Source organism: Planctomonas deserti (assembly GCF_003067705.1).
GTDB classification, from domain to species: Bacteria; Actinomycetota; Actinomycetes; order Actinomycetales; family Microbacteriaceae; genus Planctomonas; species Planctomonas deserti.
The window spans coordinates 91,388-105,941 of the sequence record NZ_QANL01000004.1 but is presented as its reverse complement, the minus strand read 5'-3'; the positions used below and the strand labels follow the sequence as shown (position 1 = coordinate 105,941).

General features: G+C 71.7%; 13 protein-coding genes. 8 read left to right on the top strand and 5 right to left on the bottom strand.

Annotated elements, in window-relative coordinates; all coding sequences use genetic code 11:
- The first annotated feature begins 72 nt into the window (after nt 1-72).
- Both DAI20_RS14005 and DAI20_RS14000 read left to right on the top strand, forming a co-directional pair.
- Entirely contained in the window at nt 73-309 is a 237-nt protein-coding gene (locus DAI20_RS14005) for a hypothetical protein (RefSeq protein ID WP_108251923.1), read from the top strand.
- A gap of 17 nt (nt 310-326) precedes the next feature.
- The gene (locus DAI20_RS14000; RefSeq protein ID WP_108251921.1) at nt 327-545 is read left to right on the top strand and encodes a hypothetical protein; all 219 of its coding nucleotides are present in this window, start codon (nt 327-329) and stop codon (nt 543-545) included.
- A gap of 35 nt (nt 546-580) precedes the next feature.
- On the opposite strand, the gene DAI20_RS13995 is transcribed toward DAI20_RS14000, so the two are convergent.
- The 4 genes from DAI20_RS13995 to DAI20_RS13980 all read right to left on the bottom strand — a co-directional run bounded on the left by DAI20_RS13995 (nt 581) and on the right by DAI20_RS13980 (nt 5,531).
- The gene (locus DAI20_RS13995) at nt 581-982 is read right to left on the bottom strand and encodes a hypothetical protein (protein ID WP_159085073.1); all 402 of its coding nucleotides are present in this window, start codon (nt 980-982) and stop codon (nt 581-583) included.
- 290 nt (nt 983-1,272) lie between these two features.
- Nucleotides 1,273-2,652 (bottom strand): HNH endonuclease signature motif containing protein, encoded by a 1,380-nt coding sequence (locus DAI20_RS13990; protein ID WP_108251917.1) that lies wholly within the window; start codon nt 2,650-2,652, stop codon nt 1,273-1,275.
- A 258-nt stretch (nt 2,653-2,910) separates the two neighbouring features.
- The gene (locus DAI20_RS13985) at nt 2,911-4,677 is read right to left on the bottom strand and encodes a gamma-glutamyltransferase family protein (protein WP_205781470.1); all 1,767 of its coding nucleotides are present in this window, start codon (nt 4,675-4,677) and stop codon (nt 2,911-2,913) included.
- A 56-nt stretch (nt 4,678-4,733) separates the two neighbouring features.
- Nucleotides 4,734-5,531 carry an alpha/beta fold hydrolase gene (locus DAI20_RS13980; protein ID WP_108251913.1) on the bottom strand — a complete coding sequence of 266 codons (798 nt, stop codon included), beginning with the start codon at nt 5,529-5,531 and terminating at the stop codon, nt 4,734-4,736.
- Nucleotides 5,532-5,781: 250 nt separating this feature from the next.
- Between DAI20_RS13980 and DAI20_RS13975 the strand changes: the two genes are divergently transcribed.
- The 6 genes from DAI20_RS13975 to DAI20_RS13950 all read left to right on the top strand — a co-directional run bounded on the left by DAI20_RS13975 (nt 5,782) and on the right by DAI20_RS13950 (nt 13,523).
- On the top strand, nt 5,782-7,140 hold the full coding sequence (locus tag DAI20_RS13975; protein WP_108251911.1) for a purine-cytosine permease family protein: 1,359 nt from the start codon (nt 5,782-5,784) through the stop codon (nt 7,138-7,140).
- Nucleotides 7,141-7,241: 101 nt separating this feature from the next.
- Nucleotides 7,242-8,789, top strand: coding sequence for a hydantoinase/oxoprolinase N-terminal domain-containing protein (locus DAI20_RS13970; protein WP_108251909.1), 1,548 nt, complete (start codon nt 7,242-7,244; stop codon nt 8,787-8,789).
- A 2-nt stretch (nt 8,790-8,791) separates the two neighbouring features.
- On the top strand, nt 8,792-9,871 hold the full coding sequence (locus DAI20_RS13965; protein WP_108252573.1) for an S-methyl thiohydantoin desulfurase family protein: 1,080 nt from the start codon (nt 8,792-8,794) through the stop codon (nt 9,869-9,871).
- Entirely contained in the window at nt 9,868-10,983 is a 1,116-nt protein-coding gene (locus DAI20_RS13960; protein WP_108251907.1) for an S-methyl thiohydantoin desulfurase family protein, read from the top strand. Before DAI20_RS13965 ends, DAI20_RS13960 begins: the two co-directional genes overlap by 4 nt.
- 9 nt (nt 10,984-10,992) lie before the next feature.
- Nucleotides 10,993-12,030 carry an S-methyl thiohydantoin desulfurase domain-containing protein gene (locus tag DAI20_RS13955; RefSeq protein WP_108251905.1) on the top strand — a complete coding sequence of 346 codons (1,038 nt, stop codon included), beginning with the start codon at nt 10,993-10,995 and terminating at the stop codon, nt 12,028-12,030.
- Entirely contained in the window at nt 12,027-13,523 is a 1,497-nt protein-coding gene (locus DAI20_RS13950; RefSeq protein ID WP_108251903.1) for a PucR family transcriptional regulator, read from the top strand. The genes DAI20_RS13955 and DAI20_RS13950 overlap by 4 nt, the downstream gene beginning before the upstream one ends.
- Before the next feature lie 139 nt (nt 13,524-13,662).
- Here DAI20_RS13950 and DAI20_RS13945 read toward each other — a convergent pair whose 3' ends face one another.
- Complete coding sequence (locus tag DAI20_RS13945) at nt 13,663-14,523, bottom strand: Fpg/Nei family DNA glycosylase (protein ID WP_108251901.1); 861 nt, start codon at nt 14,521-14,523, stop codon at nt 13,663-13,665.
- Nucleotides 14,524-14,554 lie beyond the last annotated feature (31 nt).

Below are 14,554 nucleotides of genomic sequence, written 5' to 3'. Positions count from 1 at the left end.
TCGCCCTCGGCTCCCGCGCCTCACTTTTGTGAGACACGGGGCTGAGCGGCGCCGATAGGCCAGAATGAGCCCATGTCGGGTCTCAGGCGCGTTCCGCGAGGCTACTGGGCGATGCTGGTGTTCCTCGTCGTGGCGCTCGGCCTTCACGTCGCCAACCGGGTGCTCGAATGGGATCTCGCCTGGCTGCAGCTGGTGCTCTCGGTGGTGCCGTTCGTGGTGAGCGTCTACGTCCTCCGCGTGCTCTGGAAGCAGAGCGATCATCCGGCGTTCCACGGCCGCGACGGCGAGCGTTCTCGGCGCGGGAAGTAGCTGATGAGGCTCGAGGTGTGGTCCGACTCATGAGGCGCTGGTACGCGGTGCTGACTGCGGATCCGGCACGGCGGGAGCAGGGCATCGTCCTGATCTCGGTATTCCTCATCATGGTGGGATTCGCGATCAGTCTCTCCGGTCAGTGGATGGGCAAGATACTGATGGTCGTCGGAGTGCTCGACCTCGTCGTCGCGGTGATGCTCCTACGAAAGAAGCGACGCTCGCGCTTCGAGTGAGTCTGAAGGTGACCCGAGGTCACTCGTCGGATCCCCTAGCGATTCAGGAGGTCGGTCTCCGCGATGAGGTCGAGGCGGCTCAGGAGGACGTCCCCGGCGTTCGCGAGTATCTCTGAGGCGTACAGGACCACGACCGCGACGATGACGGCGAACAGGATGACCTGCAGCCGATACTCGGAGGCAGAGGTGACCCGCCTTCGCGCCACCGTGACCGCAAGCGCAGCGAGCGCGCTGAGGATGGCGACGGTCTGGCCGGCGACCGTGGCGAACGCCATGCGAACGGCACTCTCCTCCGTCAACGGACCGTAACTGTTGAACGCCATCAGGAGCACGAGCGGAACGCCGAAGACCCCCGCCAAAAGGATCCCCCGGCGACTGAGCCGAAGCTCGCGGCTGCGGGGTGCCGTCTGCTGCACGTGCGATGTGGGCGCTCTCATGTCGTGACACTAGGGCCGGACGCGGCGTCGCGTCCATCACCGGCGCACAACCGCGTGACGCACGCCCGCAGGACCCGGCCCCACGGTCGCTGAGCTAGTCGAAGCGACGTAACGCACCTCGACGACCTAACCGGGAGTCCCTTCGACAAGCTCAGAGACCGTAAGGGGTGCGGAGCGCGCGGGACCGGCGCCACGGTCGCTGAGCTCGTCGAAGCGACGGGACGTTCCTCGATCGGCGGTGCCGCTGTCCCGGGACTCCCTCGATCGCGGGGGTCCGGTCCCCGGACTCCCTAGAACGGCGGTTCCTCCGGGATCACCGCCTTGGCTCGGGCCGCTCGTCGCTCCGGCTTCGGGGTTGTGATGTGCGTTGCCGGTTCGGTCTCGTACTCGTGTCCGCTGGGCGCGAGCCAGCGCACCCTCCCGCCGCCGGCGGAGGTCGAGGACCAGCCGGTGTGGTGCTTCACCCGGTGGTGGGACCGGCACAGGTGGACGAGGTTCCCGTAGTCGGTGCCGCCGCCGTACTGCCAGTCGGTGACGTGGTCGACGTCGGCTTGGCCGGCGTTCCGATTGCAGCCCGGGAAGCGGCAGGTCTCGTCGCGTACCCGCAGCCAGGTGCGGAGGTCCTTGGGCACGGCGTACCGGTTGCGGCCGACCGAGAGCACGGCGCCGGTCTCCGGGTGGGTGAGGATGCGGGTGAAGCTCGGCGCCCGCGCCGCAATCCTTCTCGCGGTGTCCGCGTCGATCGGCCCATAGCCCTCAAGAGTGCCGGGCTCCTCGGAGCGGCCGAGGAGCGTCAGCACCGGCACCGTCACGAGCACTCGGGGACGGATGCCCACTCCGACCGGCACGTCGATGCGGCGGGTTGACTTCTCCCCAACAGGGTCCCCGGCCTTTGTACCTGGTGCAGTCGTGGTGCCGTCTCTGAGGAGGTCGGTGAACGCGTCCGCCACGAGCTGCGTCCGCGTCCTCTCCTCCCCAGGTTCGCCCTTGAGCTGCTCGGCGATGTCCCACAGCCGGTTGGCAATGCCCAGGACCTCCGTTGCGGGTAGATAGGCGTTCAGCCAGGCCATGCCGTCCGTTGCCGGGCAGGTCTCGATGTGCCGGTCCGCCACCGACGCGGTGTGCCGCTCCCGGATCGACTCCGGGTGCAGACGCTCGCGCAGCTCCCGGGTCGCCTTGTCCAGCTTCGGCACCGTCAGCGACTCCGCCCGAGGCAACACGGCCTCCTCCACCGCGGCCACTCCGGCCGGCGGGAGGGTGGCGGTGTGGTCGATGAGGACCTGCGCGTGCCGATAGCCGATCCGGCCACTGCGGAGGGCCTCCTGGGTCGCGGGCAGGTCGTGCAGCAGGGCCTCGCTTTCGGCGATGAGCCGCTCCGCGGCCCGCTCGGAAATGCGCAGGGCAGCGGCGACCTCGGTCGTCAGCACGCGGCGGCCGGCGATCTGCGGTGACCACCGCGGCCCGCCCGTGGCCGGGACGGAGAGATCCGTGGCTTCCGTCCAGAGGCGGGCGCGATTGATCGCCTCGGCGCGGAGGGAGTGGCCGAGTCGGATGATGCGCTCGGCGGCGGTGACGGCGTCGATCATCGCCAGGAACGTTTCGGTTGCCACCTGCTGCAGTGGCAGTCCGTCGGGTGGGATCGGGTCGGGTGGAGCGGTTGCTTCGGTCATGCGTCCAGGAAAAACCCGGCCACCGACACCGACCTTCACGCTCCTGTGGACAATGTGGAGAAATAGCGCCGCGCGTCCCTTGCGTCCCTTCGACAGGCTCAGGGACCGTAAGGGGACCGCCGGATCAGCGCACCTTGCGTCCCTTCGACAGGGTCAGGGACCGTATGGATGGCACCCGAATCAGCGCACCTCGCCTCCCTTCGAAGGGCTCAGCGACCCGTGTGGCGGCCGCCCGGAGCGACCCAGGCGCGCACGGCGTCAGCGGCCCGCCGCGTAGCCCTGGTTGCCGCGCGGGTTCGCCGCCGCGCCGAGGAGGCCCGTCTCCGGGTCCCTCGTCACGGAGGACAGGCGACCGAGGGTCCAGTCGCCCGCGCGCGTGACCCGGTGCCCGCGCCGCTCGAGGTCCGCCAGCACGTCCTCGCCGATCCGGTCCTCTATGACGGCACCGCCCGGCGTCCAGGTGCGCGGCCAGAACGATCCCGGGAAGGAGGTCGTGTGCAGGGACGGGGCATCGATGGCCTGCTGCGGCGTGTACCCGCCGACGATGGTGCGGAGCAGGTAGAGCAGCTGCCACTGGTCCTGCTGGTCGCCGCCAGGGGACCCCAGTGCGACCACCGGCTCGCCGTCCCTCAGCACGAGGGTCGGCGTGAGCGTCGTGCGCGGGCGCTTGCCCGGCGTGAGCGTGGACGCAGCACCCGGCTCGAGCCACGTCATCTGCAGACGCGAGCCGAGGCAGAAGCCGAGCTCGGGCACGGTGGGGGAGGACTGGAGCCAGCCGCCCGACGGGGTCGCCGAGATCATGTTGCCCCAGCGGTCGACGACGTCGATGTGGCAGGTGTCGCCCCGCATGTCGCCGGTCGAGTCGACCGTCGGCTCGCCCACGCCGGCCAGCGAGCCGCCGCCGGCATCGGCTAAGGCCGGGGGCAGGTACTCCTCGCGCAGGGGCGGCCGGAACGGCACGACGCCGTCCACGGTGCCCGGCCGCACCTCGTGCGAGGCGTCGTCGGTGATGAGCGTGCGGCGCTCCTTCGCGTACCCCTCGGAGAGCAGGAGCTCCAGCGGCACATCGGCGTCGCCGTAGTAGGCGTCGCGGTCCGCCATGGCCAGCTTCTCGGCCTCGAGGATGGTGTGCGCGCCGAGCGCGGTGGAGGGGTCGAGGCGCTCGTCGTCGAAGCCGTCGAGGATGCGGAGCATCTGCAGCAGCACGGGTCCCTGTCCCCAGGCGCCGCTCTTGGCGACGGTGTTCCCACGGAACGTCACCGTGGTCGCCGGCTCGTACGTGGCCTCGAAGCCAGCCACATCCTCGCGGCTCAGCACACCCGCGTGATCGGTGCCGGAGGAGTGCCGGTGCGGTGTCCGCAGGAACTCGACCATGGCCTCGGCGACGAAGCCCTCGCGCCACTCCCGGCGGGCGGCGTCGATGCGCTCCTCGCGGGACGTCGCTGCGGCACCGTCTGCGGTACCCGCGGCCACGAGCCGATCGAGGGTGCGCGCGTAGGCCTCGTTGCGGACGATCTCGCCGCCCCGGGGCGGGCGGCCCTCCGGCATCCACTGCTCGGCGGACGTCGGCCAGTGCTCCGTGAACAGCGTCGAGACGCTGCCGATGGCAGCACCGACCCGCTCAAGCACCGGATGGCCATCGCGGGCGTAGCCGATGGCGAAGGCGAGCACGTCGGCGAGCTCCCACGTGCCGTGGTCGCGCAGCAGGAGCAGCCACGCGTCCACCGCGCCGGGCACGGCCGCGGCGAGGCCACCGGACCCCGGCACGAGCTCCAGTCCCTCCGCCACGTAGTGCTCCACGGTGGCACCGGCGGGTGCCGGACCCTGCCCCACGAGCACGGTCGGCTCGCCCGGATTCTCAGCGGTGACGAACACGCCCACCATGTCGCCGCCCGGACCGTTCAGGTGCGGCTCGACGATGTGCAGCACGAAGGCCCCGGCCACCGCGGCGTCGAACGCGTTGCCACCGCGCTCGAGCACGGACTGCGCACTCGCCGTGGCGATCCAGTGCGTTGACGCGCTCATGCCGAACGTGCCGGAGAGGTCGGGGCGGGTGGTGAAGGCGGATGCGGGGGTGTAGGTCACGGTGTCGTCTCCGGCTGGTGGTCGCGGAAGAAGGCGATCGCCGCCTCCCGGAACGCGCGCGAGGTGGGCGCGTTGAAGTGGTTGCGGCCCGGGATCTCGAAGAAGCCGCCCTGCGGTGCGACCGCGGCGAGCGCGCGGGACGCCTCGAGGATGTGGTCCTCACTCCCCGTCGCGAAGAGCAGCGGCTGCGGCGGGGCGTTGTCCGGGCCGGGCTGAGGGCTCCCGCGCATCCCCTCGACGAGCGCGACGAGTGCCTCGAGGTCGTTGCCGGGCACCCTCCGCGCCATCGTGAGGTACGCGCCCGTGAGCCTGTCGCCCACCTCGGTGCCGCTCTCGATGTGCCGCTTGGCCTCGCCCACCTGGAACCGCTTGAGCGGGTCCCCGTCGGGGATGCCGCCGAGCACCGTGCGGCTGATCCGGTCCGGATGCTCGCCCGCCGCGTGCCAGCCGACGCGCGCGCCGAGGGAGTAGCCGGCGTAGACGACCTCGTCGAGCAGGTAGGCGTCGAGCACCTGGAGCACGTCGTCGACGAGCGTCGCCATGGAGTAGGCGGACGGGTTGTGCGGCTTGTCGCTCGCGCCGTGGCCGCGCTGGTCGATCAAGAGCACGCGGTAGCCGGCGCGCGTGAGGTCCCGGGTCCAGCCCGTCGAGTGCCAGTTCGCCAGGGCGGACGAGGCGAATCCGTGCACCGCGAGCACGGTGGGCGCGCCGGGGTCACCGAAGTCGTAGGTGGCGATCTTCATCCCGTCGGGGGAGTAGACCATGCGGGGCGGCGGCGTGCTGGGAGTGGGCATCGAGCACCATTTGACCACGGCTCCCCACCGGCGACCGGTCGCCGACGCGCCGGGACGAGCGGAAAGGAGCGCGCGGGGCCGCCCTTCGCCTAGCGCCCCTGGTCTGCGTCTCCTCCTAAGCGCGGTCCGACCCGCCCCTGTGCACAGTGCACATCGCGGAGGCCGATGAGGGCGATACGCCCATTGTGGGGCGCGGGCAGGCTCTCCTAGCGTGAGGCGACCCCCATCGGCCACTCCCCTAGGAGCCCCCATGTCGCAACGAACGGCGTCATCGCGCACGGCGCATGCAGACGACTTCGCCCTCTCCCGCGTGCCGACCTCGGCCCGGCGCCCCTGGTTCGGCATCGCGGTCCAGCGCTTCGGCCAGGTCTCCGCGCTCTCCCAGTTCCTGCTCGGCGCCACCCTCGGCTACAGCATGACCTTCGGGGAGGCGGTGCTCGCCTTCCTCTTCGGCTCGATCATCCTCGAGGTGATCATGTGCGTCGTCGGCATCATCGGCCAGCGCGAGGGCCTGAACACCGCGCTCCTCGCGCGCTGGACCGGATTCGGCGAGGTGGGCGCCTCGCTCGTCGGGCTCGCCATCGGCATCAGCCTGATCGGCTGGTTCGGCATCCAGAGCGCCATCTCCGCGGAGTCGCTCGAGTCGCTCATGCCCGGTGCGCTGCCGGTGTGGGCGTGGTGCCTCATCTTCGGCCTCATCGTCACGGCGATCGTCGCGGTCGGCTTCGGCGGCATGCAGTGGCTCGCCAACATCACGGTTCCGCTGTTCCTCGTGCTCGTGGGCTGGTCCATCTCGATCGAGCTCAGCCAGCACTCGATCGGTGAGCTCCTCACCTCGCCGGCCCCCGGCCCCACCATCTCGGTCGGCCAGGGCACGGGCATCGTGGCGGGCGGCCTGATCGTCGGCGCCATCATCACGGCCGACATGACCCGCTTCAACCGCTCGGGCGCGGACGTTGTGAAGCAGACCGTTCTCGGCGTCTCGCTCGGCGAATTCGTGATCGGCCTCGCGGGAGTCCTCCTGGCGCACGCCGCCGGATCGGGCAACATCGTTGCCATCGTGACGTCGTCCATCGGCTTCGTCGGCCTGCTCATCGTGCTCACCGGCACCCTGAAGATCAACGACTGGAACCTCTACTCGTCGACCCTCGGCCTGGTGAACTTCATCTCCACGGCCTTCAACCGTAACCTGCACCGCGTGTCCACGACGATCGTGCTCGGCATCGTGGGCTCGATCCTCGCCGCCGCCGGCATCCTCGCCCGCTTCACCGACTTCCTCATCGTGCTCGGCGTCGCCTTCCCGCCCATCGCGGGCATCATGGTGGCCGAGTACTTCATCGTGAAGCGCTGGCGCCGGGAGCTCGACGAGTCCCGCGCCGCCGGGACCCTGCCGGAGACCGCCCCGCGCGTGGTGCCGGCGACGATCGTGATCTGGCTCGTCTCGGGCCTGTTCGGCTACTTCGTCACGTGGGGCGTCCCGGCGATCAGCTCGCTGCTGCTCTCCATGGTGCTCTACGTTGTCGCGGGCAAGCTCGGCCTCGTGCGGGGCATCGGCTCCGCCACGACCCTGCAGAGCACGCCTCCCCTGGAGACCGCCGCGGCGCGCTGAACCGACGCCACCGCCCTTTAGGCACTGACCCGTACGACAGTCGGGGCGGGTCCGCGGAAGCGTGCCCGCCCCACCACACCCCCAACGCAACAAGGAGCAGTATGCACATCGGCATCGATGTCGGAGGTACGAACACGGACGCCGTTCTGATGGACGGCACCGCGGTTCTCGCGGGCGTCAAGCAGTCCACGACGCCGGACGTGACGAGCGGCATCGTGAGTGCCATCGAGGAGCTCCGGCGCGGGCACCCCTTCGAGGGCGCGCAGGTGACGGCCGTGATGATCGGCACCACGCACTTCATCAACGCGCTCGTGCAGGCCCGCCGCCTCGCCCCGACCGCGGCGCTCCGGCTCGGGCTGCCGGCCACCCGCGCCCTGCCGCCGCTCATCGACTGGCCGCAGCCGCTGCGCGAGGCCATCCGGGCGCGCAGCTATCTCGCGCACGGCGGATACGAGTTCGACGGGCGCCCGATCTCGCCGCTCGACCCCGAAGAGCTGAAGCGGCACGCGGTCGACATGGCCGCGAACGGCGTGCGCTCGGTCGCGATCTCGTCCGTCTTCAGCCCGGTCAACCACGACCTCGAGGTCGAGGCCGCGGCCATCGTGGCCGGTGAGCTCGGGCCGGACGTCGCGATCTCCCTGTCGCACGAGATCGGCCGCATCGGCCTGCTCGAGCGGGAGAACGCGACGATCATCAACGCGGCGCTGCGCGAGCTCGCGTCCGAGATCGTTGACGGTCTCACCTCGGCCGTGCGCAGCCACGGCATCGACGCGCCGATCTTCCTCAGCCAGAACGACGGCACGCTCATGGACGAGGACTACGTGCGCCTCTACCCGGTCGCGACGTTCGCCTCCGGGCCCACGAACTCGATGCGCGGGGCCGCCGTGACGAGCGGGCTCGAGACCTGCGCCGTCGTCGATGTCGGCGGCACGACCGCGGACATCGGCCTGCTCGTCAACGGGTTCCCCCGCGAGACGACGACCGAGGTCACGGTCGCGGGCATCCGCACCAACTTCCGCATGCCCGACGTGCTCTCCATCGGCATCGGCGGTGGCAGCCTCGTCGATACCGCGACGAACGAGGTCGGACCGGAGTCGGTGGGGTACCGGCTCACGAGCGACGCCCTGGTGTTCGGCGGCTCGACCCTGACCGCGACGGACATCGCGGTCGCCGCCGGCCGCGCGGACATCGGCGACGCGGACCTCGTGCGCCACCTCGACCGCGCCATGGTGGGCGCCGTGCTCGACCGCATCGCGGAGCGGATCTCGGAGGCCGTCGACCGCATGCGCACCTCCGCCGCGCCGATCCCCGTCGTCGCCGTGGGCGGCGGCTCGATCCTGCTGCCCGACGAGCTGCCGATCTTCGGCGCCGTGCACCGCCCGGAGAACTACGCCGTGGCCAACGCGATCGGTGCGTCCATCGCCCAGGTCGGCGGCGAGATCGACAAGATCTACGCGGTCGAGCCCGGCCGTCGCGACGCCATCCTCGACGAGGTGCGCCAGGAGGCCGTGGACAAGGCCATCGCCGCGGGCGCGAAGCCGCGCTCCGTCTCCATCGTCGACTTCGACGAGGTGCCCATCCCGTACCTGCCCGGCAACGCGACGCGCATCCGCGCGAAGGCCGTCGGCGACCTCGACATGGGGCAGTGACCGTGAGCTGGACGATCGACGAGTCCACTATCACGGACCTCGCCCGCGGCGCCGCCGTGCTCGGCACGGGCGGCGGCGGTGACCCGTACATCGGCGCGCTCCTCGCCACCCAGGCACTCCGGGAGCACGGCCCCGTCACGGTGGTCTCGCCGGACGAGGTGCCGGACGACGCCCTCGCCCTCACCGTGGCCATGATGGGCGCGCCCACGGTCATGGTGGAGAAGCTGCCGAACCTGGACGAGGTCATCGCGCCGGTGACCGCGCTCGCCGCCTCCCTGGGCCGGCCGGTCACGCACATCGCCTGCGCCGAGGTCGGCGGGGTCAACTCCACCATCCCGGTCGCGGCCGCCGCGGCGCTCGGCCTGCCCCTCCTCGACGCGGACGGCATGGGCCGCGCCTTCCCCGAGCTGCAGATGGTGCTGCCGACCCTGTACGGGATCACGGCCTCGCCCCTCGCCTTCGCGGATGAGAAGGGCAACACCGGCGTCCTGCGCACGATCGACAACACCTGGACCGAGCGCATCGCGCGCGTGGCGGCCGTGGAGATGGGCTGCTCGATCATGATCGCCGGGTTCCCCATGACCGGCGCCCAGGCCCGTGAGGCCCTGGTGCCGCACACCCTGAGCGCGAGCGTACGCATCGGCCAGGGGATCCTGGCCGCCCGGCGCGAGAACGAGGACCCGGTCACCCGCGTCGCCGAACTGCTGGGCGGGCGCGAGCTGTTCTCCGGCAAGGTCGTGGACGTGGAGCGGGCGACCACCACGGGATTCGCGCGCGGCCGGGCCAGGATCGACGGCGCCGACGGATCCCTCACCCTGCTGTTCCAGAACGAGCACCTGCTCGCCGAGCTCGACGGCCGGGTGCTCGTCACGACCCCCGACCTCATCATGGTGCTCGAGCACGAGTCGGGGGAGCCGATCACGACCGAAGGCCTGCGCTACGGGCAGCGGGTGCGCGTGCTCGCCGCGCCCAGCGACGAGCGCTGGCACAGCCCCGAGGCCCTCGCCATGGTGGGACCCGGGTACTTCGGCTACGACACCGCGTCGCACCGATTCGACGGACGAGAGGAGGGCGCTCGATGAGCTGGACCCTGACCGCTGCTGACCTGCCCGACCTCGCGCGCGGCGCGACCCTGCTCGGCACGGGCGGCGGCGGCGACCCGTACATCGGCCGCATGCTCGTCGAGCGCGTGCTCGGCGACCGCGGCATCACGATCCTCGACCCGGACGAGATCGCGGACGACCTGTTCGTCATCCCGACCGCCCAGATGGGCGCGCCGACCGTGATGATCGAGAAGATCCCCGCGGGCACCGAGCCGACGCTCGCGCTGCGCACGCTCGAGGAGCACCTCGGCCGCACCGCCGACGCGACGATGCCCATCGAGTGCGGCGGCATCAACTCGATGATCCCGCTCGTCGTCGCAGCCGAGACGGGGCTGCCCGTTGTGGACGCGGACGGCATGGGCCGGGCGTTCCCCGAGCTGTCCATGGAGACGTTCGCCGTCTACGGCGTGCACGGCTCGCCGCTCGCCCTCGCCGGCGAGCGGGGGGAGCGCGTGATCATCGACACCGGAGACGACGACCGGCAGATGGAGTGGCTCGCCCGCGGCATCACGATCCGGCTCGGCGGGGTCGGACACATCGCGGAGTACGCGATGACGGGCGCCGACGTGCGGCGCACGGCCATCCCGCGCACGCTCTCGATGGCGCTGGAGCTCGGCCGGGCCATCCGGCTGGCCCGCGAGCGCAAAACCTCGCCGTTCGACGCCATCGCCGAGACGCTCAGCACGACGCTCTACTCCCACCTGCGCGAGCTGTTCGTGGGCAAGGTCAGCGACGTCGAGCGGCGCACCACCGAGGGGTTCGCGAAGGGCCGCGCCGTGATCTCGCCGCTCGATCCCGCGAGCGGCGACACGTTCGAGCTGCAGTTCCAGAACGAGAACCTCATCGCGCTACGCAACGGCGCCTGCGTCGCGATCGTGCCGGACCTCATCTGCGTCGTCGACGAGGAGACCGCAGAGCCCATCACCACGGAGGGTCTGCGCTACGGGCAGCGCGTGCGCGTGCTCGGCATCTCGACCCCGGACATGATGCGCACGCCGGAGGCGCTCGCGGCGTTCGGTCCAGGGGCGTTCGGCCTGAGCGAGGAGTTCGTCCCCGTGGAGCACGTCGACCGCGCCGACGTTCCCGCTTAAGCTGGCCCGATGCCGCGAACCCTCGAGCGAGACGCCCTCCCGGCGCTCGCCCGGGGGTTCGCGCTCCTGGGCTCCGGCGGTGGCGGATCCCCCTGGATCCTCGACCTCGCCCTGCGGGAGTCGCCGGTCTGGCCCGTCGTGCTCCACGACGTCGCCGACCTCGACCCGGCGACGCCGTGCATGGCGCTCGCCTACGCCGGAGCGACGATGCTGCTCGACGAGCGGCTGCCGGATGAGGCCCCGTTCGCGCCGGCGATCGCCGCCCTCGAGCGCTGGCTCGGCCACCGCGTGCCCGCGATCTGCTCGCTCGAGGCGGGCGGCATGAACGGCCTCGCCTGCTTGCCGCTCGCCCGCGACCGCCAGTGGGTGGATGCCGACCTCATGGGGCGTGCGCTGCCCGACTTCGACCAGCTCTCGCTCGCCGTCGACGGCGTTCCGGGACTCGTCGCGGTCGGCCCCACCGGCGCGGGCGGCGTGGCCGTCATCGACGGCGCCCGGGCCGACGACGTCGAGGCCGTGCTGCGCGCGGCCATCACGTGCGCCGGGGGATCCGCCGCCGTCGTGGTCGGCGGGTTCACCGTCGGAAACCTGGTCGAGCACGGGCTGCCCGGGACGCACGCGCGCGCCCAGACCCTGGGGGAGCGCTACCTGGCGGAGCCGGACGCGGGGATCGCCTCGCGGGCCGACGCGATCGGTGCCCGGGTGCTCGGCGCGGGTCGCATCACCGAGGTTCTGCCGGATCCGCTCGACCTGCGCGTCACCGCGATCGAGGTGCGCACCGCGGAGGGGGACACGGTGCGGCTGGTCGCCCGGTCCGAGCTCCTGGCCTGCATGCGGAACGGCGTGGTCGAGGCGGCGAGCCCGACCATCGTCCTCGCCGTCGACGAGCGCACGCACGACGTGCTGCAGGTGCACGAGCTCACCGCGGGGCGTCACATCGCCGTGCTGTCGTTGCCCGGCCCGGACTGGTGGTACGCGACCGCGGAGCGGCACGCCCGGGTGTCCCCGAGCCACTACGGCCTGTCCGCGCTCGAGGAGCGGCGGTGAACGCGGACCTCCGGCTGTCGTCCCTGCTCGAGCACCCGGACAACGGCGGCGTCACGCTCGTGACCGGGCGGGACGCGGTGTGGCTCGACGCGGTCGTCGGCTCGACCGAGGGCGACCTGCCCGCCGACGCGGCCGACTCGCTCGCCGTGCTCACCGTGGCGCCTCCCGTCACGCCCTGGCAGATCGACGCTCTGCTGCGCCGGGTGCGGGACCGCGGCTTCACCGGGCTCGCCATCCCGGGGTCCGCCTCCGTGGGAGAGGGCAGCCTCGCCGTCGCGGAGCGCATCGGCCTCACGCTGCTGCGGGTCGAGCGCCCGATGGCGCTCGCCCGCGCGTGCTGGCAGCTGCTCGAGGGCCGGGACGCGCTCACGCTCTCCTACGTGCGGAAGGTGGCCCGCACCATCGAGTACCACGCGGACGGGCTCACCGATCAGCTGCGCTACCTGTCGTCGAGCGTGGGACACGCCGTCGCCCTCGTCGACTCCGAGGGCGTGCTCCAGTCGGCGGGCGAGCCGCTGCCGCCGTCGGTGCTGGGCGCGATCGACTTCGGCCGGTGGAGCGACATCGCGGTCACCACCGACGGCGCCGCCGCATCCGTGCGGGTGGACAGTCCGAGTCGAGAGGGCCTGCGGCTCGTGATCCACGGGCGCGCGCTCGGGCAGACCCAGCTGACCGCACTCGTGACGACGGCCGAGGTGGCGATGCCGGCCGTCGCGGCCCGCATCCTCATCGACGAGGTGGACGCCGTGAGCGACGTGACCCGCTCGTCCGGCCTCCTCGGCGACTTCCTCGAGTCGCGCGGGCGGCCGGACGTCGACATCGACCGGCGCATGCTCGACCGCGGCTGGCGCACCACCGGCTACCACCTGGGCTTCCGCATGGTGGGCCGCACCCGCGGAGAGCCGCTCGAGCTGCTGCGGTTCGTCGCACGGGAGCTCAGCGGGTTCCCGGTGAGCACGCACGTCACGACCCGGGGTCGCGGCGTCACCGGCTGGCTCACCTTCCCGAAGCACCCGAGCGCGGAGGAGCTCGAGCAGCACGTGACCCGGCTGCGGACGCTGCACACGTCCGCGCAGGCCTCGTTCCCCATCGCGACGGGCATCGGCTCGCTCGGCGAGGGCGGCGCCGGGCTGTTCGCGACCCTCAGCGAGGCGGCGGACGCCGCGAAGCTCGCGGGCAACCGGGTCGCAACGGGCTGGTTCCTGCACATCGACCGCCTGGGCCTTGAACAGCTGCTGCTTGCCTGGGCGGGCAACGACACCTTCGTGCCCGCGGCGCAGTCGCTGCTCGCCCCGCTCGATCCCGAGCTGCTGCAGACACTCGCCGCCTACCTCGACAACGAGTCGACCCTCGCCGCGACCGCCGCCGCTCTCGGGCTGCACCGCAACACGGTCGCCGGCCGCATCACGCGCATCCAGGAGCTGCTGGGCGTCGACCTCGACGACCCGGACGTGCGCCTCGCGGTCCATCTGGCCTGCCGCGCGGTGCGCTAGGAGAGCCCCGACCGGTCCCCGAGGTTTGCCGCGAGGGTCCCGGAGGCTGGTCCCTACGGTCCCTGAGCCTGTCGAAGGGACGGGAGCTGCCTCGGTTGCATCCCTTCGACGAGCTCAGGGACCGTGAGGGCTCGCGTCCCTACTTCACCAGTCGCGAGAGCACGCGGTCGGCCAGGGGCTTGCCGCCCGTCTGGCAGGTCGGGCAGTACTGGAACGTCGAGTCGGAGTAGATGACCTGGCGCACCGTGTCGCCGCACACCGGGCAGGGCTGGCCGGTGCGACCGTGCACCTGCAGGCCCGACTTCTTCTCCTTCTTGAGCTCGGATGCGGCGAGCCCGTCGGCGCGGGAGATCGCCTCCCGGAGCGTCGTCTGCATCGCGTCGAAGAGCCGGTTCGCCTCGTCCTCGGTCATCGATGCGGGCTTGAACGGCGACATGCGCGCCGAGTGCAGGATCTCGTCCGAGTACGCGTTGCCGATCCCGGCGATCACCGACTGGTTGCGCAGCACGCCCTTGATCTGCGAGCGCCCCGCCTTCGCAAGGATGCCGCGGAAGACCTCCGGGGTGAACTCCTCGGTGAGCGGGTCCGGACCGAGGTTCGCGATGCCGGGCACCTCGGACGGCTGCCGTACGAGGTAGATCGCGAGGCTCTTCTTGGTGCCCGCCTCGGTGACGTCGAAGCCCTCGCCGCCCTCGAGGGCGAGACGCGCCGCGAGCGGTCCCTTCCCGGGGCGGCCGCCCTGCACGCGCGGAGTCTCCCACCAGCGGATCCAGCCCGCTCGGGCCAGGTGCATGATGAGGTGCAGGTCCGCCACGGCGATGTCGAGGAACTTGCCGTGCCGGGTGACCTCGCCGATCTCGAGCCCGCTGAGGGCCGACACGGGCGGGTCGAAGGTCTTCAGGGCGGCGAAGGACACGACGTCGAAGCGGGCGATCGCGCGGCCCTCGAGTCGCCCGCCGAGGTCGGCGGCCATAGCGTGGATCTCCGGAAGTTCTGGCACGGCCCCAGTCTCCGCTCGCGGCACCGCCTCG